Genomic DNA, 22,638 nt, shown 5'->3' on the forward strand with positions numbered 1-22,638 from the left:
CTTGACATGACGCAGATCATCGACCGACCACCACTGCGCGGCGACGGGACACCGGAGCCGGATGGCCCCATCCTCACAGAGCTACCCAGCGTCACCACGCTGACCATGGCGCAGGCGATCAACCGTGCCCTGCACGACGCGATGGCCGGTGACGACCGGGTGCTGGTGTTCGGCGAAGACGTCGCCGCACTGGGCGGCGTCTTCCGGATCACCGAGGGACTGGCCCAAACCTTCGGTGAACAACGGTGTTTCGACACCCCACTGGCGGAGTCGGCGATCATCGGTATCTCGGTCGGGTTGGCGCTGCGCGGATTCATTCCGGTGCCCGAGATTCAGTTCGACGGGTTTGCCTACCCGGCGTTCGACCAGATGGTCAGCCATCTGGCCAAATACCGGATGCGGACCCGCGGCCAGGTCGACATGCCAGTCACGGTCCGGATCCCGTCGTTCGGCGGTATCGGTGCGGTGGAACATCACTCGGAGTCCACCGAGACGTACTGGGTGCACACCGCAGGCCTGAAAGTCGTTGTACCATCGACGCCCTCGGACGCCTACTGGTTGCTGCGGCATGCGATCGCCGCGCGCGATCCGGTGATCTACCTCGAACCCAAGCGACGCTATTGGGGTCGTGAAGCTGTCAACCTCACCGCGCCTGGGCCGCCGATCGGAAAGGCCACTGTCCGGCGCACCGGCGATGACGTCACCGTCATCACCTACGGCGGCCTGGTGGGCACCGCGTTGAACGCCGCTGAAATCGCCGACCGCAGTCTGGAAGTCGTCGATCTTCGCTCGTTGAGCCCGCTGGACTTCGACACCGTGGCCACCTCGGTCCGTAAGACCGGACGGGCAGTGGTGATGCACGAAGGTGCGCGCACGCTGGGCTTCGGCGCGGAGTTGGCGGCGCGCATCTCCGAGGAGCTGTTTTACGATCTCGAGTCACCGGTGCTGCGCGCCACCGGATTCGACACCCCCTATCCGCCGGCCCGGCTGGAGAAGGTCTGGCTACCCGGTGTGGACCGGTTGCTCGACTGCGTCGAGACAGCGATGCGACGGCCATGAGTGACTTTTTGGTGCCGGACCTCGGCGAGGGACTCGAGGACGCCACGATTACCAGTTGGGCCGTGAGAGTCGGCGATGTCGTCGAACTCAACCAGACACTGTGTACGGTCGAGACCAACAAGGCCGAGGTCGAGATTCCCAGCCCGTACGCCGGGCGGATCGAAGAACTCGGTGGTGCGGAGGGCGAAACCCTTTCGGTGGGAACGCTGTTGGTGCGCATCGAGACCGAAGTGCGGACCCCGGTGTTGGTCGGCTACGGCACCGACGACGGCATGGACCGCAGCCGGCGGGCACGCGCGGCCCCGAAGACGCGCAAGCTGGCCGCCGACCTCGCGGTGGATCTCAATGGACTGCAGCCCGGTTCGGGTGCCGACGGTGTGATCACCCGCGACGACGTTCTCAGCGCAGCAGGGCCGACCTCCCAGACCATCCCGGTGCGCGGAGTGCAGGCCCGGATGGCCACCCACATGTCGTTGTCGCGCAGCCAGATCCCCGACGCGCACGCGAGCGTCCAGGCGGATTGCTCTGCGCTGCTGCGGCTTCGCGATGCGCTGGAAGTGACACCCTTCGTCCTGACACTACGGTTGTTGGTCATCGCCCTGGGGCGACACCCGATGCTCAATGCCACGTGGATGGAAACCGCAGCCGGACCCGAGATTCGGCTGCATCCGGAGGTTCGTCTCGGGGTGGCGGTGGCGACCGAGCGCGGCCTGGTGGTTCCCGTCGTCGATACTCGGGGGCGGTCCACACGCCAACTAGCCGCGGCCGTCGACGACGTCGTGGCGCGGGCTCGGGCGGGCACACTGGCGCCCACCCAGCTGAGCGGATCGACGTTCACGGTGTCCAATTTCGGTGCGCTGGGGCTCGACGAAGGGGTGCCGGTGATCAATCATCCCGAGGCCGCGATCCTTGGGATGGGCTCCCTGAAGCCGCGGGCGGTGGTGGTAGACGACGCGGTGGTGGCCCGGCCGACGATGACGCTGACGTGTGCGTTCGACCATCGCATTGCCGACGGCGCCCAAGCGGCGGCGTTCCTGACCGATCTGCGGGGGCTGATCGAGGCGCCGGAGACGGCGCTGCTTGACCTCTAAGCTTGCGGGTAGGGCGCGTAGCGGTTGTTGTATCCCACTTGGCGGTTGGCGATCTGGGCCGCCCGCTCGTCGGGCGTCACGTAGACGGTTCCGGCGGGAAGCACCGTTGCGAGGTCGGAGAGATTGACCACCTGCGAGCTCACCGTCGGATCGACGTCGGAATCGGGATCGAAATCCTGAAACCGGATGGAAATCGTGCCCTGATTCAGACCGCCGGTGGACACCCAGTTGGCCACGCCGGGATCGGTAGGGGAAACCACGATCGTGTAAGATTCGCCGTCGGCATTGATATCGGACTGACTGATATTGAGGCTGGTCTGCTCGTCCCAGTAGTTGTTGGTGATCGTCCAGTCGTTGGTAACGGGAACGCTGAAATACCCTGCCATTCCGGGGTTGATCGTGATCACCAGCGCTTGGTTGTCGGCCAGCTGGAAGTAGCCGACGCTCTGCAACTGCGTGGCGAGGAACGACGCGTTGTGAGCGGGATTCGACAAGACATTCGGCGCCTTCGTTTGACCGGTGGTGGCGTCCTTGGTGGCGACCGACATGTACTTGTCCTCGCCGCTGATCCCTAGCAGGAGCATTATCACCGCGGTCTCGATCGATTGCAGCAGACGCGGCGCCGGCAGCGGCGGGATGACAGACACCAGCGAGGTCAGCAGCGGATTGCCGGACACCAGGGGCCCGATCCCCGGGATCGCGAATCCGCCGAGCTGACTGAACAAGCTGTCGGGCGGCCCGCTGACCCGCAGGATCGATAGGCTCATTGGCTCCTGAGTGTTCCAATCCGACAATGTGTTTCGGGTCGTGATCAAGGTGGCGCCGGGCGGAAGGTACAGGTGATTGCTCTGCCCCGGTGCCGTTGGCGTCGAATCGACTGTGATGGTGAAGCTGCCGTCGGGGTTGAGCACCAGGTCCTTGCCGTTGAGGTTGTCGGCGGTCGTACCGCTCAGGCCGGTGAGCACGCTGAAATTGGTGTCGGCGGGCAGCGTGCCGTCGAATTTGCCGGTGATCACGTACGACGAGGCGGTGTTCACCCCGACGAAGCGGTAGATGGTGTCGGGGTTGTCGTACCAGATCCGCGAGCCGGCGAAGGTCTGCAGATACCAGCTGTGTGTGGGCGCGACCTGTTGAAAGATTTTGGGGGCGTTGGAATTCAGCAGCAGCACTTCCATCGCTGCCTGGTTCGCATACTCGGTGACCGCCTGATCGAGCTGGGCCATGTTCTCTTGGTCCGGCCCGCCGATCATGGCGAAGTTTTTCTGCGCGGCCAGCCACCAGCCGACCTTGAGGACTACCTTGGCCAGTTGCACGAACGGCGAATTGGCCAGCTGGGTGGCGGTCTGTTCGCCGTCGAGCTGGTCGGTGGTGGAGAGTACGGACGTCGGCGCGGCCGCCCCCGGGTTTTCCAGAACCGTGACCGTCGCCGTCGCAGTGGAGCCGCCGTTGGGCGCGAAAAACGTTGCCAGGCCGTGCCAGTGTATTTGATTGCCGGGCTGGTCGTCAGCGACGACGGTGAAGGTGTCGGTGCCGCCGAGCGTAGTGAACTGCGCGTCGGGGGTGTAGGTGAAGGTGCCGTCCGCGTTGATGACGACGGTGCCGTGCTGTGGTGCCGAGGTGACGGTGTAGGTCAACGCATATCCGTTGGCCTGCTTGGCGTTGAGGGTGCCGGTAATCGTTCCGTCGTCGGCCTGGACATTCTGGGCGGCGTTGTAGCCCATTGTCGGGGTGCGAGCGAAGAGGATATTGCCGATCGTGGCGGCCGGCTGCTGTGTTGTCGCTTCGGCCTCGCGACGCGCGTAGCCGAGGACATCGGTCAGTGTGGCGGCGTCGCGCGGGATCAGGGGGTTGGTGCGCGCCTGGGTACTCGGGCGTGGGGCAGCGGTACCGGTTCGCTTGGTAGCGGTCACCGACTGACTGGCGGCGGCATGAGGCGCCGAGTGGGCCGACGGGTTCGAACCGGAGTTGCCGGTGTCGGCGGCTGCGACTGCGGGGCTGTTGGTTACCGCCACGCCGACGCCGAGCGCGAAGGCCAGCGCCCCGACCCGCCCGACGTGCCGGGTATACCGACCCGATGTGGTGTGAGTCACTCACGGACCTTAAGTTGTCGGCTGGGTGCATTACTATCGAACGTATGTTCGAGATTTAAAGGATGTCGACGGCGCTGCCGGGGAGTCGGTGCTGGTGGAACGCATCGCGGAGCTGGAGCGGCTCAAGTCCGCGGCCGCGGCGGCCCAGGCGCGGGTGACGGCGGCGTTGGATGTGGCGCGGTGGTCCGCGGAGGCGGCGGCGGGTGTTCCTGCTGCGCGGCGCGGGCGTGGGTTGGCGGCGGAGGTGGCGTTGGCGCGGCGGGATTCACCGGCCAGGGGTGATCGCCACCTCGGGCTGGCCAAGGCGTTGGTTCACGAGATGCCGCACACGCTCGCCGCGCTCGAAGGCGGTGCTCTGTCGGAGTGGCGGGCCACGATCGTGGTGCGGGAGTCGGCCTGTCTGGACGTGGAGGATCGGCGTCGGCTGGACGAGGAGTTGTGTTCGGATACGGGCACATTGGAGGGTGTGGGGGATGCCGCTTTGGCCGCGGCGGCCAAATCGATTGCCTATCGGCTGGACCCGCACGCGGTGGTGGACCGGGCGGCCAAGGCTGCAGGGGAGCGCACCGTGACGATCCGACCGGCGCCGGACACCATGACTTACGTGACCGCGCTGCTGCCGGTGGCGCAGGGAGTCTCGGTGTTCGCCGCGCTCAAGCGGCAGGCCGATGCCTGCTTCGACGGGCGCTCGCGGGGTCAGGTCATGGCCGACACCATGGTGGAGCGGGTCACCGGCCGCCCGGCCGATGAGGCGGTGCCTGTGGCGGTCAATGTGGTGATTTCGGATCAGGCACTGCTGGGCGCAGAGCAGGGTCCGGCTGTCATCGCGGGCTATGGGTCGGTGCCCTCGGCGGTTGCCCAGAAAATGATCCTGGAGGCGGTGACCGATACGCGGTCGCGAGCCACGTTACGCCGGCTGTATGCCACCCCGGCCAACGGTGCGCTGGTGGCCCTGGAGTCACGGGCGCGGCTGTTCCCTCAGGGGTTGGCCGATTTTATCGAGCTGCGGGATCAACGCTGCCGAACGCCGTACTGCGATGCCCCTGTTCGGCACCGTGACCACGCGAGACCCTACGCGCGCGGCGGCCCCACCAGTGCGGTCAACGGCCTGGGAATGTGCGAAGGCTGCAACTACACCAAGGAGTCGCCGGGCTGGAAGGTGGCTGCTGAGGTCGACGAGAATGGCAGTCACACAGCGGAATTCAGCACCCCGACCGGGGCGAACTACCATTCGGCCGCACCGCCAATGCCCGGCACACCAAAAATGCCGATGACCGCCGCCGAGATGTACCTCAACGGCGAGCTGCTACGCGTGCTCGCCGCCTGATCTCAGCGACGCTGGGCGGCGGCCAGCCGGGCCTTGAACTCCGGCGACTCGATCGAGGTGGCCTGCGGGCCGAGCTCGATGTCCTTGGCCGCCTCGTGATGATCGGTGTCGAGGAAGCCCGGGATGACGGTGGCGCGCATCGACGCCTTGGTGGCGAGCACGACCTCGCGCGGCGCGGACGCGGGGCCGGCAGCCAACTCGAGTGCGGCGGCGACGGGATCCTCGGCGACAGTCAGGGCAAGACCATGCTCGACGGCGGCCTCTGCGTCGAACCGCATGCCGAACAGCAGCGCGGCGCGAGCCACCTGCGGACCGACCGCGCGCTGCAACATCCAGGTGGCGCCGCCGCCGGGATGGATGCCCAGCTTCTGGAACCTCGGATCGAAGAGGGCATGCGGCCCGGCGATGCGGACGTCGGCGGCCAGCGCCAGGTTGAGTCCTGCGCCCACCGCGGCGCCGTTGACCGCCGCAATGGTCGGCAGCGTGCAACGGCCGACGGCCATGAAGCCGGCATAGATGCGTTCGAGACCTTCCCTGGCGGCCGCGCCGAGGGCGGACAGATCCGCGCCCGCGCAGAAGGCCTTGCCCGCGCCGGTGATCACGACGGCATTGGCCTCGGCTTCGGCGGCCTCGACCGCCGTGCGCAACTCCTGCGACATCGCGTCGGTCACGGCGTTGCGCCGGTCGGGATCGTTGACGGTGATCAGCGCGACCCGATCCTTGACTTCGTACAGCACCAAATCAGCCACAGCCATGATCGTGCCACGAGACGGTTTTACGCCGAGGAAATAATGCCGCGCGCGCTACCTCGATAGTTGCGCTTCAATGGATCCGTCGTTCGGCGCGTCAGTCAGAGGGGACCTATATGGCCACGATCAATGCGGAACCGTTCCCGCTGGACTTTGACGTCGCGAGCAGCGCGCTGGTGATCATCGACATGCAGCGCGACTTCGTGCTACCCGGTGGATTCGGTGAGGCCCTCGGCAACGACACGTCACTGCTGTTGGCCGCGGTCGAACCCATCGAGCGCGTGCTGGAACACGCGCGCAAGATCGCCATGTTGGTCATCCACACCCGCGAGGGGCACCGCCCGGACCTCACCGACTGTCCGCCGGCCAAGCTGAACCGGGGCGGCAAGACGTTCATCGGGGAGGCCGGCCCGATGGGCCGCATCCTGGTTCGTGGCGAGAAGGGCCACGACATCATCGACCAGCTGTCCCCGATCGACGGCGAGCCGGTGATCGACAAGCCCGGCAAGGGCAGCTTCCACGCCACCGACCTGGGCCAGATCCTGTCCGACCGCGGCATCAAGACCCTGGTGGTTTGCGGGGTGACCACGGAAGTCTGCGTGCACACCACCGTCCGCGAAGCCAACGATCGCGGGTACGAATGCCTGGTCCTCAGCGACTGTGTGGCGTCGTACTTCCCGGAGTTCCAGCGGGTGGCACTGGAGATGATCAAGGCTCAGGGCGCGATCTTCGGCTGGGTGGCCGACGCCGACGCATTCATCGCTGCCACGTCCTGACGCATGGGAATCAGTTCGCGTTTTTACCCCAACCTGTACAAGGACTCGGTGTCCTTGATGACGGTGTCGGCGCGCGTGACGTCGATACCTGGCATCGAGGCCGCCTCGGTGGTGATGGCCTCAGCCACCAATGTCGACAACCTGGCCCAGGCCGGTCTCGGCACGTTCGAGATCCGGCCGAACGACCTCGTCGTCGCCGTGGCCGGCAGCGAGGAGGCTTGTGACGAGGCGCTCGCGGTGGCCGACAAGTTGCTGTCGACGGCACCGGCCGACGGTGGAGACACCGCTGCCGCCGCGCCGACCACCAGCCTGCAGATGGCCGTTGCCAAGGACCCCGCACTGAACCTCGCGCTGATCTCGGTGCCCGGCGACTACGCCGCCGCCGAGGCGATGAAGGCGCTGCGGCTGGGTCTGGACGTCATGGTGTTCAGCGACAACGTCAGTGTGCAAGCCGAACTGGCACTGAAGCTTTACGCCCGTGAAGCCGACCTGATGGTGATGGGCCCAGATTGCGGAACCTCGATCGTCAACGGCATCCCGCTTGGCTTCGCCAATGTGGTGCGCCGCGGGCCGATAGGGGTGGTCGGTGCCTCGGGCACCGGCACCCAGGAGGTGACCGTTCGGATCCACCAAAACGGATCGGGGGTGTCGCAGGCGCTTGGCACCGGCGGCCACGATTTGGCCGACTCCATCGGTGGTATCTCGATGTTGCACGGCCTGGCCGCTCTCGACGGTGATCCTGCGACCAAAGTCATCGTTCTGGTGTCCAAGCCGCCATCGGCTGCGGTGGCCGCGAAAGTGCTTGCCGCAGCACGAGCCAGCGCCAAACCGGTGGTGGTGATCTTCCTCGGTGCGGACCCCGCGACCATCACCGGCGACGGCGTGTACGGCGCCGCCTACCTGGCGCAGGCCGCCGACATGGCGGTCGCGCTGGCCCGCGGCGAGCAACTCAGCTCCGGTGACATCGCGATCTCGCCCGACATGCAGCGCACCCTGAGCGATCTCGCGGATTCGATGGCGTCGAGTCAGCGACACGTCAGGGGCATCTTCTCCGGCGGCACCTTCTGCTTCGAAGCACAGCTGGTGCACCGATCCCACGGCATCACCGCGCGGTCCAACACCCCGGTGGCGGGAAATGCCGGTTTGGCCGACATCCGAACCAGCTTGGAGAACACCATCATCGACATGGGTGACGATGAATTCACCCAGGGCAGGCCACATCCCATGATCGATCCGTCGGGCAAGGATGCACGCATCCGCGACGAGATCGCCGATCCGGCGACGGCCGTCGTCCTGTTCGACGTTGTGCTCGGCTACGGCTCGGCCGACGATCCCACTGCGGAACTGATTTCGATCATCGACGTTGCCGGGGCCGCGGCCCGTGCCGAAGGACGGACCGTGGCATTCATCGGCTACGTGTGCGGCACCGACCTGGATCCGCAAGACCGCGCCGCCGCGGTCGCCGGCCTGCAGTCCGTTGGCGTGCTGATCGCCTCCAGCAATGCCGAGGCAGCGCTGTGGTCGGCAACGTTGATCGCCGCGCGGGGAGGCCAGCGGTGAAAAAGCTGTTCGAGCAAGACCTCAAGGTCGTCAACGTCGGGCTGCAGGGCTTCGCCACCAATATCACCGCTGCCGGTGGAGAGGTCACCAACCTCACGTGGGCACCGCCGGCCGGTGCCGATCCCGCGCTGGGCTGGACGCTGGCCACCTTGATCGGTGACCCACGAATCGAAGCGGCGAATCACACTGCCTTTGAACGTTATCTGGCGGCGCAGCCGCGACTGGTCGACCTGGTTCGCGCCAGTGAGGTGATCGCCGGCCTAGGCCCGCGGGAGCGTCGCATTCTGCATTCCGGGCCCCCGATCGCCTGGCCCGACATGTGCGGACCGCAACGTGGCGCGATCGCCGGAGCGATCCTCTACGAGGGCTGGGCCGACGACCTCGATTCCGCCGAAACGCTCGCCGGCAGTGGGGAAGTGGCGCTGGAGCCCTGCCATGAGCACGGCGCTGTCGGGCCGATGGCGGGCATCATCAGCCCGACGATGCCGGTGTGGGTGGTGGAGAACACCGCCGCGGGAAACCGGGCCTACTGCAACCTCAACGAGGGACTGGGCAAGGTGCTGCGGTTCGGCGCCAACTCACCCGACGTGCTCGATCGGCTGCGCTGGCTGGGCAGCGACTTCTTCGCCACTATGCAGGTCGCGGTGCGCGGCCTGGCCGACCCCGACCTCAAACCGCTGATGGCTCAAGCGCTGCACATGGGCGACGAACTGCACAACCGCAACGCCGCGGCGTCCGCGCTGTTGTTCAAGCGGTTGACGCTGTCGCTGTTGGGATCCGACGTACCATCCGACGCCGTGCGGCGGGCCCTGGAGTTCGTCGCCGGCAACGACCACTTCTTCCTCAACATCTCGATGGCCGCATCGAAGTCGATGTCGGATGCCGCCGCCGGGGTGCCGGGCAGCAGCATGGTCACCGTGATGGCCCGCAACGGGGTGAACTTCGGCATAAAGCTCTCTGGCACCGGCGACCAGTGGTTTCAGGCGCCCGCCAATCCCGTCGACGGACTGTACTTCCCGGGCTACACCGTCGACGACGCAGCCGCCGATCTCGGTGACTCGGCGATCACCGAGACCAACGGGCTCGGTGGATTCGCGATGGCTGCCTCCCCGGCGATCGTCCAATTCGTGGGGGGCACCCCGGCGGACGCGACGGCCAACAGTCGTCGAATGCTGTCGATCACGCTGGGCGCCAACCCCGCATTCACGTTGCCGCCGTTGAACTTCGGTGGCACACCGGCCGGAATCGACGCCCGCCTGGTGGTCGATACCGGCGTCCTGCCCATCATCAACACCGGCATCGCGCACCGACAGGCCGGTGTCGGGCAGATCGGGGCGGGCATCACCACCGCGCCGATGGAGTGTTTCAACGACGCGCTGGCTGCGCTGGCATCAGGACTTGGAGAGCAGAAGTGAGTACCGCGATCGTGGCGTTCGGCGGCAATGCACTGGTCACCGACGCCGACCACGATTCCATTCCGCAGCAGTACGACACCGTTGCCCGCACCGTGGCGCCGCTGATCGACATGGTGGAGCAGGGCTGGAAACTCGTTGTCTCCCATGGCAATGGACCCCAGGTCGGGTTCATTCTGCGGCGCTCGGAACTGGCCCAGAGCGAGGTCGATCCGGTTCCCGTCGACTACGCCGTCGCCGACACCCAGGGTGCGATCGGGTACATGTTCGTCAAGGCCCTGCGCAACGAGCTGGCCCGGCGCGGCCTGTCCCGCCCGGTCGTGGCGGTGGTGACCCACTCGGTGGTCAGCCTCGATGATCCTGCCTTCGACAATCCGACCAAGCCGGTCGGCTCCTTCTTTCCCGAGGATCGGGCCAGGGAGCTTGCGGATCGCCAGGGCTGGACCATTGCCGAGGACGCCGGGCGCGGATGGCGCCGCACCGTCGCTTCGCCCCGGCCCACGACGATCCTGGAGACCGACGTGATCGCCCGGCTGCTCAACGACGGCGCGATCGTCGTCGCCGTCGGGGGCGGCGGCATCCCGGTGGCCCTCGAACATGACGGCACCGTGATCGGGGTGGAAGCCGTCGTCGACAAGGACATCGCCTCCGGACTGCTGGCCCACGAGCTGGGCGCTGACCTTCTGATGATTCCGACCGGTGTGGCGCGGGTGGCCATCGGGTTCGGGACACCCGCCGAGACGTGGCTCGACGCGATCACGGTCGAGCAGGCTCGCGACTACATCGACTCCGGCCAGTTCGGGAAGGGGTCGATGGAACCGAAGGTGCGGGCCGTCGCCGATTTCGTGGCCGCCACACCCGGCGCCGTCGGCGTCATCGGGGCGGCCGAAGAGATTCCGGCGATCCTGGCCGGCACGTCGGGAACGAGGATCGTCGGCGACACCGCTGCGACGCCACGTGAGGCCGAAACTGACAGCCGTGCAGTGCTATTGGCGGTCAACGGCACCCTGATGCGCGGGCTGAAGCTGTCGCCGAACATGGCCGCCGCCGGCGCCACCTTCATCCGGGAGGCCGTCACCGAGCCGGTCTACCGGCTGTGGACTATCAACGACGACCATCCCGCGATGGTCCGGGTGACTGATGGCTCGGGGGTTGGTGTGGCGGTCGAGGTGTGGGAGGTGCCTGCGACGGGTCTGGCCGGAATCCTGCTCAAGGAGCCACCCGGGCTGTCGATCGGCAAGGTCAACCTCGACGACGGCTCGACGGTGCTCGGTGTGCTCGGTGAGCCCGCACTGGTCGAGGGCCAGCGGGAGATCAGCGAGTTCGGGGGGTGGCGGGCGTACACGGCCGCCAATAACGGGACGGTGGCCTAGCCACAGACGGTGGAGATCATCACTCCGCCGGGCGGAGCAATTCAGCGTGTGTCCGCCTTGCCGTCGCCATCTGTGGTGGGGAAGTCGATTGGATCCAGCCGCATATACGGATTCGCCCTGACGAGATCGAGAAGCTTCTCCCGCTCGGCATCGCTGTCCGAGTCTGGTGCGGTCATCAGATGAACGTTACGAGCGTTGAGACCAGCTGGCGTGCGTAGTCGGCCACTCGATTTCCCGCCTTGGCGGGAGTTCGATTTCGGCCTCTGCTATTCGACGTACAGGCAGTCCGGATCGGTGCACTTACGCTCGATGTCCACGCTCATCGGAAGAGTGGACAACAAGCCGTAGACGCTCAAAGTCCGTTCGATCAACTCGCTGGCGCAGTCGAATACCGGACACGGCAGGTCTGCGCCGCGCCACGGTGACGTGCGGTAGCCGCTCATAGCTAAAAAGGTAGGAGTCGGACACGGGGGCTGGCGACAGCTGCGTGCCGAACGGTGCATCTCCGAGGCTGAATAGTCATCAAGCCGTAGCCCACCCAAGGGGAGATCGTCGTTGGCTGGAACTTTGTGGGAAGTTTGATCGTTTAACCAAGCGTCGCCCTGATAAGCGTCTGGCTCGCGTGGTCAGTACTCCGGGGCGGTGCGCCTGTGAATGGCCTGTCCCCCCGGGCCGCGCGGGTGGGCTGAGACGGGTCGGTGCTTCTCGACCCCCCTGTGCGGCAACGGCCCGTCTCAGCGAACCGCCGCCTTCCGACGTAGACGAAGGTCATTCCCTCGAGTTTCGAAACTCGAGCCCGTGATGTGGAATTTCTTTTCGTGAGATATCGCTTGGCCCGAGTGTGTACCCGCATCTCTTCTGAGCGGTCGTGAATGCTCTTGCCTGCGGAATGCCTGTCAATCGACTGAAGAAGTCCGGGGGATTTCGTCCGTATTGAACGAAGGAAAGTGGCCTCGGCAAGGAGTTCCCGCCAGTGGTCAAATCGGTTATTTGGGTTGCGACAAGACTCCTTTCTTTAGCTCTCTAAAGCACCCATCCTTTTCTGCCGAAACAGGCGTACGATCCCACGCAGAAACGCCTCAATTAGAGCGTTGGCTCAGGACGCGATGTGGAGGTCGAACGCCATGAAGCAGCCAGGTGACGGTCCGCAAGTCGAAAACCAACTTGAAGGCGAAGACGATGATCCAGGAGGGGGCGGCTACGGCGGACACCAAACCACCGACAGCCCAGCAGAAGCCTTCTGAATTGTCCGAGCACGAATCGGCCGAAACCACGGAACCCGCGACCGCAGGCAAGGTCTTCGAAAGTCTTGTAGGTACCTTGCTGGCGAGCGAGGAGGACCGCCGCAAGCGCGTTGACGGACGCGCTGCTGCCGTCCTCGCGACGAGCTCGACGATTCTGACGATCATCTTCGGGCTGACGGTTTTCGTCTCTGGCAAAGACTACATATTCAAAAATTTCTATGCCATTTGGTTCTTGATACTCGCGATCGTGGCATTTGTCGCTTCGGCATTGGTTGCCATAGTAATCCAGGCTTACGGCTTTCCGTACTTGACACTTAACAATGAAACCCTGGAGAGTTTAGGCGATCATTGGTCGGATACTGAAGACTCCGCGAGGCAAATGTGGGTTAAAAGTCAAGCCGTGACAATAATTAGTCTACGCAGCAGCAATGATAAAAAATCTGACCTCGCAACATTCAGTTTGGGCTTCGAGCTTGCAGCTATCGCCTTGCTCGCGTTGTCTGTAGCGTTCGAACTTCACACAAAGCTCTGACGTGCGCTCGGCTGCCGTCTGGCATTCGGGTTTTGGCTGTGACAATCGTTGCGGCGAGGCAGCCGCTCAAGAAATCCGCGGCAACTCAATGTCCCCTCGTGGTCAACGCGCCGTCGCTCGGGGTGAATAGCGCAAGCTTCGGCGTAGCAAAACCACCTTTAACCAGCGCCCGGCAGGAATCGAACGTGCAAGACCGAATGCACGCGAATTACCCGCCGAGGTTGCTGCTCCAGCGTTCTTCGATCCGGCCGAATCGCCAGATGGAGATGGCGATGAGCCAGGAGAGAACGAACAGGGCGACGATGATGTAGCCGACGTGGTCGAGGTTGATGTTGGCGATCGCGGCCAGAGGGCCGGATTCGATGTGGAGTCGGTCTGCGAGGACGCCGACGAGTTCGATGGTGCCGATGATGAGGGCGACGGCCACCGACAGGGTGGTGATGGTCATGTTGTAGAAGATCTTGCGGACGGGTTTGGCGAAGGCCCAGCCGTAGGCGTAGTTCATGAAGACGCCGTCGGTGGTGTCCATGAGGGACATGCCGGCTGCGAACAGAATCGGTAGCACGAGGATGGCGTAGAAGGGCAGGTTGAAGGCAGCAGCGCCGCCGGCCAGGACCAGCAGTCCGACTTCGGTGGCGGTGTCGAAGCCGAGGCCGAACAGGACGCCGATGGGGTAGATGTGCCAGGGTTTGGTCACTGACTTGGTCAGGCCGCCGAGGAAGCGGTTCATGAATCCGCGTGAATCGAGCTGCTTTTCGAGTTCGGCTTCGTCGTAGCGGCCTTGCTTGAGTTCGCGGAACACTTTGATGATGCCCAGCAGGGCGATGAGGTTCAGGATGCCGATGATCCAGAGGAACACTCCGGACACCGACGGGCCGATCAAGCCGGTGATGGTGTGCAGTGGTGAGTTTTCGTCTTCGACGGGTCCGACGAGGGCTCGCACTCCCACCGACAGCAGGAAGGCGAGCGCGAACACGATGGTGGAGTGGCCGAGAGAGAACCAGAACCCGACCGACAGGGGTTTGCGGTCGATGCGGTTCTGCAGGTTGTCGGCGATGAGTTTGCGGGTGGTGTTGTCAACGGCCGCGATGTGGTCGGCGTCGAACGCGTGCCGTAATCCAAAGGTGTAGGCCAGAATTCCGACCCCGACAGTGAATACGGGATGGTCCCCACCGAGGCGGTAGTGCTCGGGAACCACAAACGCGAACAGCACTCCGAAGCCGATCAGGTGCAGCGCGATGATGAACCCGTACATCCCGACCAGTGACCGTTTGTCTGCGCGCGATAAGGAGCGGCGAAATTGTGCGATGCCGCCGGCAGGCGCACCCTCGATCTCGGATGTGGTCACGAAGGCCCAGCGTATTCGCCATCTGATCGTCTGTCTAGGTGAAAAGATGAGCGGAGGCGATCCCGCGCTGTCAGCTGCGGCGGGCACCGATCCAGTGCAGCAGGTCATGCACCGTGTCGTTGCTCAGCTGGTAGTTCACTGTACGTCCGACCCGGGTGCAGGCGACCCATCCCTGACGACGCAAGATCCTAAGGGCCTGCGACACGGTGTTCTCCGGCCGGCCGATTGCGGCGGCAAGATCGCCCACGCAGATATCGGGTGTGCGGTGTAAGGCGAGCAGGATTTCCAGGCGGTTCGGGTCGGACAACATGTCGAAGCGGGCCGCCCAACTGGTGGTGTCGACATCGGTGAGCGTCGACCGCACCGCACCCACGCCGACCGGTTGCTCCATGCTCGCAATGTAGCCAAACATCGACGGTCACCGCGTTGATCTAGGAAATGCGGTGACGAGAAGCGATGTGTCCCAGTCGCTTTAGTTTTCGATGAGGCGGTCGGCCGAGGCGCGCACCGCCTCGCGGAGAGGTGGAGCCTGATGTGCTGCATCGACTTTTCGCGCCCGGCCGACCGATAAGCCCAACCTATCACCTGAACATCTGAACATCTAGACTGATGTCGATCGCAACCCACCGCGGACGTCCTTCGACGCGGTCGCGGAAAGGAAATACATGACCGAGTACTTCTTGCCCGAGTTGGACTATGACTACGGCGCGTTGGAACCCCATATCTCTGGGCAGATCAACGAGATTCACCACAGCAAGCATCACGCGGCCTACGTCAAAGGTCTCAACGACGCAATTGCCAAACTGGAGGAAGCCCGCGCCAACGACGACCACGCTGCGATCTTCCTCAACGAGAAGAACCTGGCGTTTCACCTCGGCGGGCACGTAAATCATTCGATCTGGTGGAAGAACCTCTCTCCGAACGGCGGGGATAAGCCTGAGGGTGATCTGGCGGCCGCGATCGACGACCAGTTCGGCTCGTTCGACAAGTTCCGCGCGCAGTTCACCGCGGCCGCCAATGGTCTACAAGGCTCCGGATGGGCTGTGTTGGGCTATGACACCCTCGGGGGCAAACTGCTGACGTTCCAGCTGTACGACCAGCAGGCCAACGTTCCGCTCGGCATCATCCCGTTGCTGCAGGTCGACATGTGGGAGCACGCCTACTATCTGCAGTACAAGAACGTCAAAGCCGATTACGTGAAAGCGTTTTGGAATGTCGTCAATTGGGCCGATGTGCAGGACCGGTTCACTGCGGCCAGCACCAAGACCGCAGGCAGCCGCCCGGGCCCGCTATAGAGGTCTGGCAAGCTGAGCAGATGGCAGTGCCCGTCCCGGCTGACCGAGTGCGCGAGGCGCTGGTTTCCGCAAGCGAGATCGGACCGTATTTTGCGGTGGAATCCGCTGTGGCACAGGAGGAATGGCACACCGTTGCCGACCTGTGGGCTGGAACGGGATGTTTGTCGGAACGGGTGACCACAGCGCGCGAATACCTGAGTTCGCGCACCAACACCGAAGTCGACCTGCGGGCGTCGGCGTCGATCAGCTCGCTCGGTTTCATCTCCAGGCTGGTGTCGCCTGCGTTGGCTACCGCCTGCTTGGCGGGAGTGATACCCCGGCTCGACCCGCATCACATGTATTGGCGCCCGGTGGTCGGCGGCCCTGTGCCGATCGCGTTTGATGCTACGGACGGCATGACGGCGAGTACCGCCGCCGAGGCTGCCGCCGAGCTGGAGCGTGCGGTGTTGTCGGCGTGCGTAGAGCCGGTTCTGACCGCGTACTCAAGAGAGTTCGCACTGTCGCTGCGGGTGTTGCGCGGCAACGTTGCTTCGGCGCTCGCCGGTGCGGCCGGCATGCTGATTCGGGCCCGGCGTTCCCTTCGACTCGACCCGGTCGAGGTTGTCCACGCCATGCTCGCGCAGCCGTCCTTGATCGGGACGGGCCACTATGAGCGCCCGTTCGATGGTCGGCCTGAGCGCTTCTTTGTTCGGCACAACTGTTGCCTGTTTTATCGAGTCCCGGGCGGCGGCACGTGCGGTGACTGCGTGCTTGTCCCGGACACCGAACGACTCGAGATGTGGCGTGCGACAGTGGCCCCAGCCGGGGGATAACTGAACTAACCGGCTGAGGCCACTCGTGGCGCTGCGCCCATCCGATCACCGCTGGGTGACTGGATCCTTCTGCGGGACGGATGGCGGGTTGTTGGGCGAGGACGTCGCCGCCCGGCTCCCCAGCCAGCCGCCAAAGATCCCGACGATCGCCCAGAACAGTGCGTAGCTGCCCAGGGAGCGGATCCGGAAACTCCAGATCAACTGGGCTGGGATCCCCTCCGGATAGGGGTCGCTGACGCTGGGGAAGACGAACATGATGAGGCCGATCACCACGACCGGGGTCACGATCGCGAGAATCCACCGAACATCGTCCGAGATGCGTCCCTTGAGCCGCGCAACCAGCAGCTGGATGGCGACAAACGCGACGATGCTCGTAGCGATCAGCAGCAATTCCCAGAAGCCGCGCTTCCACACAGTCTCGCCGTTGCCCATTCCTGGTGGCAGAAACGGGTAACGGATCCACGGGACGACCGCGGTAAGCAGAAACGCCACACTTGCCAAAGCGGTGGAGGCTCGCACGTCGCCGAGGCCACTGATGATGCGGTGACGGAGGTAGACGTAGAGCGTGCCGAACAGGAATGACAAGACGAGGCTGACGAACACGATCGCCACCATCCCGCCTACCACTTGTTGGCTTCGGGTGAACAGCTCCGGGTCTGCGGGGCCCTCGGGGGGCAGGGAATCCTCAAAGTCCAGTCCGGCTCGGATCACGGGCTCGCCCAGGATCCGCAGGTACAGGGCACAGAGGATGCCGGCGGAGAGACCCGCGAGCAGGTATCGCCTGATCACGGCGCCATAAGTCATTGGTCAGTTCCCTTAATGGCAAGCGATGCCGAGGAAGTGACGACCGTCGTGGAAGAACTCGTGCAGGTGGTTCCAGACATTCGGGGCGATGTCTTGGCCCAGGAACGCATACGTGATCCAGAGCAGGGTGATTACCACGGCGATCCACGCGAGCGCGGGGATGTGGATGGCGGCCGGAGTGGCAGTGTCGGGTGCGCTGGGCGCGGCGACAGGCGCCGATGGCGGGGCAGTCAGAATTGCGGTCATTACAGTCTCCATCTCTCGTGGTGGGCAACCAAAACGGTGCGGCGACCGGGTATCTGGCTTCCAGTCCTTCGTGTCTACGACACGTCGAGCCAGTCACAGTTGCGGGACAGCCCCGGTTTCGCACCGGTGTTCCCCTGACGCTGATCAGATAGTAGTTTGCGGCGCCTGAGCTGCACAAGGAACGCAGTGAATTCGTCGCAGCGACCATTCGATATCTCGATCGAAGTGCGTCATCTGCAGCGCGCTTAGCGGCACAATGGCCTGGGTGCACACGGTCGTCGAACAAGGAGAAGCCATGTCCCGCAATGCCGGAGATCGATACGAATGCAAAGTCTGTGGTTCGGTGCTGGTCTACGAGAAGCCATGCCCCTGTACCTCGCCCACCGAGCATGCCGAGATGTGCTGCGATCAACCAATGGTCAGCACTGGTTAGCGATCCACGCGACTCGTCACACCAGAGCCACGCCCGGGGTCGCGAGCCGGTTCCGTTGCACCGCAGGAACTCCTGAAGGTGCCGCGGGCTCAACGTCGTTGTCTCGCATGGGTGAACCTAGGCTTCCCGTCGTCTGATTTTCCACCAGAGCACGCCTATCGCTATCACTGCCGCGGCGCCAACTAGGAACGGCCAGAGGGGGATTCCGTGGGGTTGGGCTGATGTCGATGCTGCGGACGGTCCTGGTCGGCCGGTGCCTGCGACTGTGAGGTGGAACGACCACGATCCGGAGACGACGTGCCCGTCGGCGGAGGTGACCCGATAGTTGGCGGTGTAGGTTCCGACGGGCCCTAGTGGCATCACGTCGATGTCGATAATCGCGCCCTGCACTCTCGGTTCACCGGTGGACCATAAGTTGCCGTCGGGCCCCACGACCGTCATGGCGAAGAACGTCGTCTGGAGGGTTTCATTGAACGTGGCGCTGACAACGGCGGGGCCGGTCGTCAGGGTCGCATCGGCTGGCGGATCGGTAGCCAGGCGGACAGCATGTGCTGACGCGACGGGTGCCCCGGCGACCGCAAGAACGGTCAGCAGGATTGTCAACAGTATTGACGCCGCAGATTTCATGCCCGCCGCCGCGATACGACTGCCAGCGCCACCCCGACGGCCGCGACCACCAGTGCCGCTCCGGCCAACCAGCGCGCGGTGTCATCCGATGCCGGGGCAGCCTGCGCGGCGACCGTCGGACTCGGCTGGCCGTGGTGCTCCATCGCGTCGGGTGCAGCGGTCAACGACAGTGTGGGCACGGGGTTTTCGGGTTCGGCCCCACCGGGCGGTGTCGGCTCATCCCAGCGCACGACGGTCCCATCTGCGTAGGTCTGGGTAGCGGGGAAGCTCACGCTGTCGGCCTTGGGGAGCACGACGGACACCCGGAACAAAGCGAACTCATCAGCCGGGATCCCAGCGCCGGGGGCAGCGGTCCAGGTGATGGATTTGACGGTACCTGCGGCGAGGTCGCGGTCGAGGCGAGCAGTCCAGCCGGGTAACTGTTCGGTGTTCACGCCAGTCAGGTTGGGAAGCACGATATTAAGTTCTGTTGTGAGCGAGCCTTTCTCGGATTCGTTGGGCACCATGAACGTCAGCACTGCGCTCTGCCCGGGTGCAGCGTGATCGGATGTGACGTGGACATGCGCCCACGCCGGTGCCGCAGCCACGACCGCAGTAATGGCTAGTGCGGTCACGATGCCGCCAATCTGGCTGATGCGGGTGTTACGGCGCTGGATGTTCGTCATCTCAGTTGACGGTGAACATCCAGTAGCTGCGGATCGCGTCGCCGTCGGCGGCGTTGTTTTGCCAGTGGACGGAGTACACACCTGGTGGAAGTGATGGCCGCAACGGCAGGGTGTAGGCCGCGCCTGAACCGGTCAGCGGGCCCGCAGACCAGTCCTTGTTGTTCGCATCGAGCACCCATGCTTCGGCATTGGTCACCGCCTCGTTGAACGTCATCGACACACTGGTCGGGGCCGGTCCGGTGGAGCTTTCCGCCGGGGTGGTGCTGATCAGCCAGTCGTGTGCAGAAGCGATCCCCGGGTTGATCAGGGTGGTCGCGGCCAGCAGCGCGGTTGCCGCTAGGCATGGGCTGAGTTTCATGTGTGCTGGGTTCTCCTTCGTGGTGGGGTTTTGTGCCCCTACCGGAAACGGGTTCAGACGTGTGGTGGTTCGCTGCTTCCATGGAGCCCGACGGCTAAAAGAGTCGAGCACCATACTTAGTCGTCCGTCATAGCGGTCCAGTTCCCGCACCCTCCTACATTGATGTCGCTCTGACAGAGGCTGCCGATCTACCGCCCTCATCGGTTGCGTAGCTGTTCGGCGCCAACGTTTTCGGTGGCCGCCGTCGCTTTCCTGGCGTTGCCTAGCTCTGCTACAGCCCGTAAAAATGACATTCATTTTCAATAGCAGGCGGCCAAGATCGGCGCGTTCGGCGCGGCCAAACAGTTGCCGCGTCCTAATTCACAGGTAATCGAAAGTAGTCGTGCCGACACCAGCAGGGCTGTAGCTGAAGTACACGGGCTGCTGCGCAAACGGCTCATAGCCTGTGTTCAAAAGGTCATCGGAGGTGATCGTCGGAGTATTGGTCTGGTCAGTGGTGTAGGAATACAGCAAGGTCTGACCCTCGCCGCTATACACCGAAATGACCGTTCCTGCAGGAACATTGCCGGTTAGTGAGGACGGTACGGTTCCGTAGACGCCACCGGAATCGATGATCGCAGAAACCGGTTCGAGCTGTCCGCTGCCGATCTTCACCTGAAGTTGGGCGTTCGGCGCCCCGCTAACCGAGGCACGAGCAGACAGCGGATTGGGGCCGAACACCAGCACACCGTCTGGCTCGTCGATGAGCACACCGTCACTGAGATTGCCTGGCAAGGCGGCGATGACGCTACTTGGCCCCGGGCCCGACGCGTTTGGCCCGATGCCCAAGACGCCGGTGGCGCCGTCGTCGGCTGAGTAACTCGCGAAGGATTGCGGGAAGGACAGCAGGGCGACGTCGACACTGGTCGGGGCTGTGACAATTCCATTTCCGAAATTCACCGTCGTCTTGAATGTCGCATACAGGTAGGTCAGCCCACCGCTGTAGCCGCTGACCCCGATCCCGGTGGGCAAGCCCATGCTGAATAGGTGCAGGAGGCCAATGTTGCCCAGTCCGACTACGAGTCCCTCAGAACCGGTGTCTACCAATACCGGTTCGGTCGGACCGCCGTCGATCGAGATGTCGACTAGCGGCTCCGTGTCGCTGTACACCTGCAGTGGGACAGTTGCCGAGCCCGTCGTCGACAGCGCGTTGGCCGACACTACTGTGGCCGAGACGGCCGGTTCGTTGGCGTTGGCGGCGGCGGGGTGGCGGGTGTCCAGGCCGAGGCCGACGATCAGGTGATTGATCACTGCGACCACAGCCGACAGCGGGCTGGCAGCTGGGGTCGGCGGGGTGGCGGGTTTCACCAGCGCTCCAGGGCGAACTGCGGTGTTGATATGTGCGAGTGCCGAGGGCGTGGCCGCCGCGGTCACAGTTCGTGTAGGCGAAGCCGAGTTGCCCGCCGCGCTCCCATGATCTGCGGCCAGCCGCCTTGTGCCGATCGAAGCTGGCGCGGCGACAATCGAATTGCTGTGGCTCTTGTGGTTCCCAGACGACGCAGCACTGCCGTTATCCGAAGTATCGGCGTGGGCCATTCCGCAGCCACTGGACATCGCCGCACCACAACCGAGCGCGATAGCGCTGGCCACGAGCCACGGGCCGAATTCGATGGGGCGAGGACGGCGACGATTCTGGTCTTCCCGGCTTCTGCGGCGCGCACTCCCCATGGAGCGGGTCATGCTTTGCTGTCGTTTCGCCATATAGCCCTCTGCGCCGTCATCACTGGTGACCACGTATATCACGGGTAGCTAGGGAGGCATCGGAAGTTAGGGCGACCGGTTTATCTTTCGCGGTCGGGCACACACTTCGGGACCGGCGACGAGGGCATGACGATCGCCACAGCGCCGCGACAACACCTTGACTCTCGACCAGCCGACGCTCGTGGTGGTCGATGAATCTGACCAGCGCCCTGGCAGGACGCGAACCCGCGGCCTAGGGATTTGGAATTTCGGGTGCCGGCCACTTCTCAAAAAGTGCCTGTTTCGGCTGGTAGGAGATGTTTTTACTTCTGGCTGATGCGGTCCCGGACTGGCTGATTCCGGTCGATTCTTGGTCATAATCGCCGAATAAACGGCATCGCGATCTGAGGTATTTACCGTCGGCCGATCGTCATTGCTTGCGGTAGGCATCGGCGCGGCTGAACACGCCCACAACCGTGACGCGGCGGTGCTCGTCATCAATGCGGTAGATCACCCGATACGTTCCCCGGCGGGCACTGTGACGATCCTCCAGCGGTGGCCGCAGTCGCTTGCCGACCCGATGCGGGTTGTCCAGCAGCGGTCCGGTGATGAACTCGTAGGCCGCGAACGCCACCGCCTCCGGCAGGGTCTCCGTCAACTGTCGTCGGACGGTCGGGGCGACGACCAGCTCGTAACGCTGGTCGGTCACTTCCCAGCTCGACGGGCCTGCATCGCCGCGGCGAGATCGCCCTCACTCACGCTCTCTCCTCGGGCCAGCTCGGCATCGGCCTCGCTCAGTGCGCGCAGCGCCGCAGAATCGGACAAGACTGCAATGGTCTCCTCGAGAGACTCCAGATCGTCGACAGCGATAAGGACCGCGGCAGGACGCCCATGGACGGTGACCGTCACCCGTTCGTGCTGCTCGCCGACCCGCGCCACCAACTCCGACAGGTGGGCTTTCGTCTCAGCCAGTGAACTGATTTCCGCCATGGTCATAAGTATGACCATAAATCCGCATCGTGTCCACGCTCCTTCGGGGGCTCGATGGCGCGTGTGCGGACAACTGTGGGTGTGAACCGGTGCCATGGCTCGAGGCCCTTGATTAAGTGAAGTCAACT

General features: G+C 64.3%; 24 protein-coding genes and 1 riboswitch. Of the genes, 10 read left to right on the plus strand and 14 right to left on the minus strand.

The window, feature by feature from the left end; genetic code table 11:
- Positions 1-6: 6 nt before the first annotated feature.
- Both CG716_RS25035 and CG716_RS25040 read left to right on the plus strand, forming a co-directional pair.
- Positions 7-1,059 (plus strand): alpha-ketoacid dehydrogenase subunit beta, encoded by a 1,053-nt coding sequence (locus tag CG716_RS25035; protein WP_094483838.1) that lies wholly within the window; start codon positions 7-9, stop codon positions 1,057-1,059.
- Positions 1,056-2,150, plus strand: coding sequence for a dihydrolipoamide acetyltransferase family protein (locus tag CG716_RS25040; RefSeq protein ID WP_094483839.1), 1,095 nt, complete (start codon positions 1,056-1,058; stop codon positions 2,148-2,150). Before CG716_RS25035 ends, CG716_RS25040 begins: the two co-directional genes overlap by 4 nt.
- Here the strand turns inward: CG716_RS25040 and CG716_RS25045 are convergent.
- Positions 2,147-4,240: an Ig-like domain-containing protein gene (locus CG716_RS25045; protein ID WP_094483840.1), complete on the minus strand. Its 2,094-nt coding sequence runs from the start codon at positions 4,238-4,240 to the stop codon at positions 2,147-2,149. The two genes, CG716_RS25040 and CG716_RS25045, sit on opposite strands and share 4 nt — an antisense overlap.
- Before the next feature lie 25 nt (positions 4,241-4,265).
- Between CG716_RS25045 and CG716_RS25050 the strand changes: the two genes are divergently transcribed.
- Positions 4,266-5,567, plus strand: a complete 1,302-nt coding sequence (locus CG716_RS25050) for an HNH endonuclease (protein WP_094483841.1) — start codon at positions 4,266-4,268, stop codon at positions 5,565-5,567.
- Between the two features lie 2 nt (positions 5,568-5,569).
- Here the strand turns inward: CG716_RS25050 and CG716_RS25055 are convergent, their stop codons facing one another.
- On the minus strand, positions 5,570-6,316 hold the full coding sequence (locus CG716_RS25055; RefSeq protein WP_094483897.1) for an enoyl-CoA hydratase: 747 nt from the start codon (positions 6,314-6,316) through the stop codon (positions 5,570-5,572).
- 116 nt (positions 6,317-6,432) lie between these two features.
- Between CG716_RS25055 and CG716_RS25060 the strand changes: the two genes are divergently transcribed.
- Genes CG716_RS25060 through CG716_RS25075 form a run of 4 tightly spaced genes read left to right on the plus strand, consistent with a single transcriptional unit; the run spans position 6,433 to position 11,437 of the window.
- Positions 6,433-7,092: a cysteine hydrolase family protein gene (locus CG716_RS25060; protein ID WP_094483842.1), complete on the plus strand. Its 660-nt coding sequence runs from the start codon at positions 6,433-6,435 to the stop codon at positions 7,090-7,092.
- Between the two features lie 3 nt (positions 7,093-7,095).
- The gene (fdrA, locus tag CG716_RS25065) at positions 7,096-8,652 is read left to right on the plus strand and encodes an acyl-CoA synthetase FdrA (RefSeq protein ID WP_094483843.1); all 1,557 of its coding nucleotides are present in this window, start codon (positions 7,096-7,098) and stop codon (positions 8,650-8,652) included.
- Positions 8,649-10,067, plus strand: a complete 1,419-nt coding sequence (locus CG716_RS25070; RefSeq protein ID WP_094483844.1) for a YlbE family protein — start codon at positions 8,649-8,651, stop codon at positions 10,065-10,067. The genes fdrA and CG716_RS25070 overlap by 4 nt, the downstream gene beginning before the upstream one ends.
- Positions 10,064-11,437 carry a carbamate kinase gene (locus CG716_RS25075; protein ID WP_110883962.1) on the plus strand — a complete coding sequence of 458 codons (1,374 nt, stop codon included), beginning with the start codon at positions 10,064-10,066 and terminating at the stop codon, positions 11,435-11,437. Before CG716_RS25070 ends, CG716_RS25075 begins: the two co-directional genes overlap by 4 nt.
- Positions 11,438-11,478: 41 nt before the next feature.
- On the opposite strand, the gene CG716_RS31180 is transcribed toward CG716_RS25075, so the two are convergent.
- Positions 11,479-11,613, minus strand: coding sequence for a hypothetical protein (locus tag CG716_RS31180; RefSeq protein ID WP_264004636.1), 135 nt, complete (start codon positions 11,611-11,613; stop codon positions 11,479-11,481).
- Positions 11,614-11,703: 90 nt separating this feature from the next.
- On the minus strand, positions 11,704-11,880 hold the full coding sequence (locus tag CG716_RS30360; RefSeq protein ID WP_165774294.1) for a hypothetical protein: 177 nt from the start codon (positions 11,878-11,880) through the stop codon (positions 11,704-11,706).
- Between the two features lie 694 nt (positions 11,881-12,574).
- Between CG716_RS30360 and CG716_RS25080 the strand changes: the two genes are divergently transcribed.
- Positions 12,575-13,213 (plus strand): hypothetical protein, encoded by a 639-nt coding sequence (locus CG716_RS25080; protein ID WP_094483845.1) that lies wholly within the window; start codon positions 12,575-12,577, stop codon positions 13,211-13,213.
- 208 nt (positions 13,214-13,421) lie between these two features.
- Here the strand turns inward: CG716_RS25080 and nicT are convergent, their stop codons facing one another.
- Positions 13,422-14,561, minus strand: coding sequence for a Nickel transporter NicT (gene nicT, locus CG716_RS25085; RefSeq protein WP_234818022.1), 1,140 nt, complete (start codon positions 14,559-14,561; stop codon positions 13,422-13,424).
- A 70-nt stretch (positions 14,562-14,631) separates the two neighbouring features.
- Positions 14,632-14,952, minus strand: coding sequence for an ArsR/SmtB family transcription factor (locus tag CG716_RS25090; RefSeq protein WP_094483847.1), 321 nt, complete (start codon positions 14,950-14,952; stop codon positions 14,632-14,634).
- Between the two features lie 274 nt (positions 14,953-15,226).
- On the opposite strand from CG716_RS25090, the gene CG716_RS25095 reads away from it, so the two are divergent.
- Positions 15,227-15,856, plus strand: a complete 630-nt coding sequence (locus tag CG716_RS25095) for a superoxide dismutase (RefSeq protein WP_094483848.1) — start codon at positions 15,227-15,229, stop codon at positions 15,854-15,856.
- 20 nt (positions 15,857-15,876) lie between these two features.
- On the plus strand, positions 15,877-16,668 hold the full coding sequence (locus tag CG716_RS25100; protein WP_094483849.1) for a (2Fe-2S)-binding protein: 792 nt from the start codon (positions 15,877-15,879) through the stop codon (positions 16,666-16,668).
- Positions 16,669-16,713: 45 nt separating this feature from the next.
- Here CG716_RS25100 and CG716_RS25105 read toward each other — a convergent pair whose 3' ends face one another.
- The 8 genes from CG716_RS25105 to CG716_RS25140 form a co-directional block, all read right to left on the minus strand.
- Entirely contained in the window at positions 16,714-17,472 is a 759-nt protein-coding gene (locus CG716_RS25105; RefSeq protein ID WP_094483850.1) for a CbtA family protein, read from the minus strand.
- Between the two features lie 12 nt (positions 17,473-17,484).
- On the minus strand, positions 17,485-17,718 hold the full coding sequence (locus CG716_RS25110) for a CbtB-domain containing protein (protein ID WP_165774295.1): 234 nt from the start codon (positions 17,716-17,718) through the stop codon (positions 17,485-17,487).
- Between the two features lie 47 nt (positions 17,719-17,765).
- Positions 17,766-17,853, minus strand: a riboswitch (cobalamin riboswitch).
- A 415-nt stretch (positions 17,854-18,268) separates the two neighbouring features.
- Entirely contained in the window at positions 18,269-18,778 is a 510-nt protein-coding gene (locus CG716_RS25115; protein WP_094483852.1) for a copper resistance CopC family protein, read from the minus strand.
- Positions 18,775-19,443 carry a YcnI family copper-binding membrane protein gene (locus CG716_RS25120; protein ID WP_094483853.1) on the minus strand — a complete coding sequence of 223 codons (669 nt, stop codon included), beginning with the start codon at positions 19,441-19,443 and terminating at the stop codon, positions 18,775-18,777. Before CG716_RS25120 ends, CG716_RS25115 begins: the two co-directional genes overlap by 4 nt.
- 1 nt (position 19,444) lies before the next feature.
- Complete coding sequence (locus CG716_RS30365; RefSeq protein WP_165774296.1) at positions 19,445-19,801, minus strand: copper resistance CopC family protein; 357 nt, start codon at positions 19,799-19,801, stop codon at positions 19,445-19,447.
- Positions 19,802-20,161: 360 nt separating this feature from the next.
- A complete protein-coding gene (locus CG716_RS25130; protein ID WP_133067019.1) occupies positions 20,162-21,148 on the minus strand; it encodes a PecA family PE domain-processing aspartic protease in 987 nt (328 codons plus the stop codon).
- 802 nt (positions 21,149-21,950) lie between these two features.
- Positions 21,951-22,229 (minus strand): type II toxin-antitoxin system RelE family toxin, encoded by a 279-nt coding sequence (locus CG716_RS25135; RefSeq protein ID WP_094483856.1) that lies wholly within the window; start codon positions 22,227-22,229, stop codon positions 21,951-21,953.
- Positions 22,226-22,516, minus strand: coding sequence for a type II toxin-antitoxin system Phd/YefM family antitoxin (locus tag CG716_RS25140; protein ID WP_234818023.1), 291 nt, complete (start codon positions 22,514-22,516; stop codon positions 22,226-22,228). Before CG716_RS25140 ends, CG716_RS25135 begins: the two co-directional genes overlap by 4 nt.
- Between the last annotated feature and the right edge of the window lie 122 nt (positions 22,517-22,638).

Origin of the sequence: Mycolicibacterium sphagni (genome assembly GCF_002250655.1) — a bacterium.
In the GTDB taxonomy this organism is placed as follows: domain Bacteria; phylum Actinomycetota; class Actinomycetes; order Mycobacteriales; family Mycobacteriaceae; genus Mycobacterium; species Mycobacterium sphagni.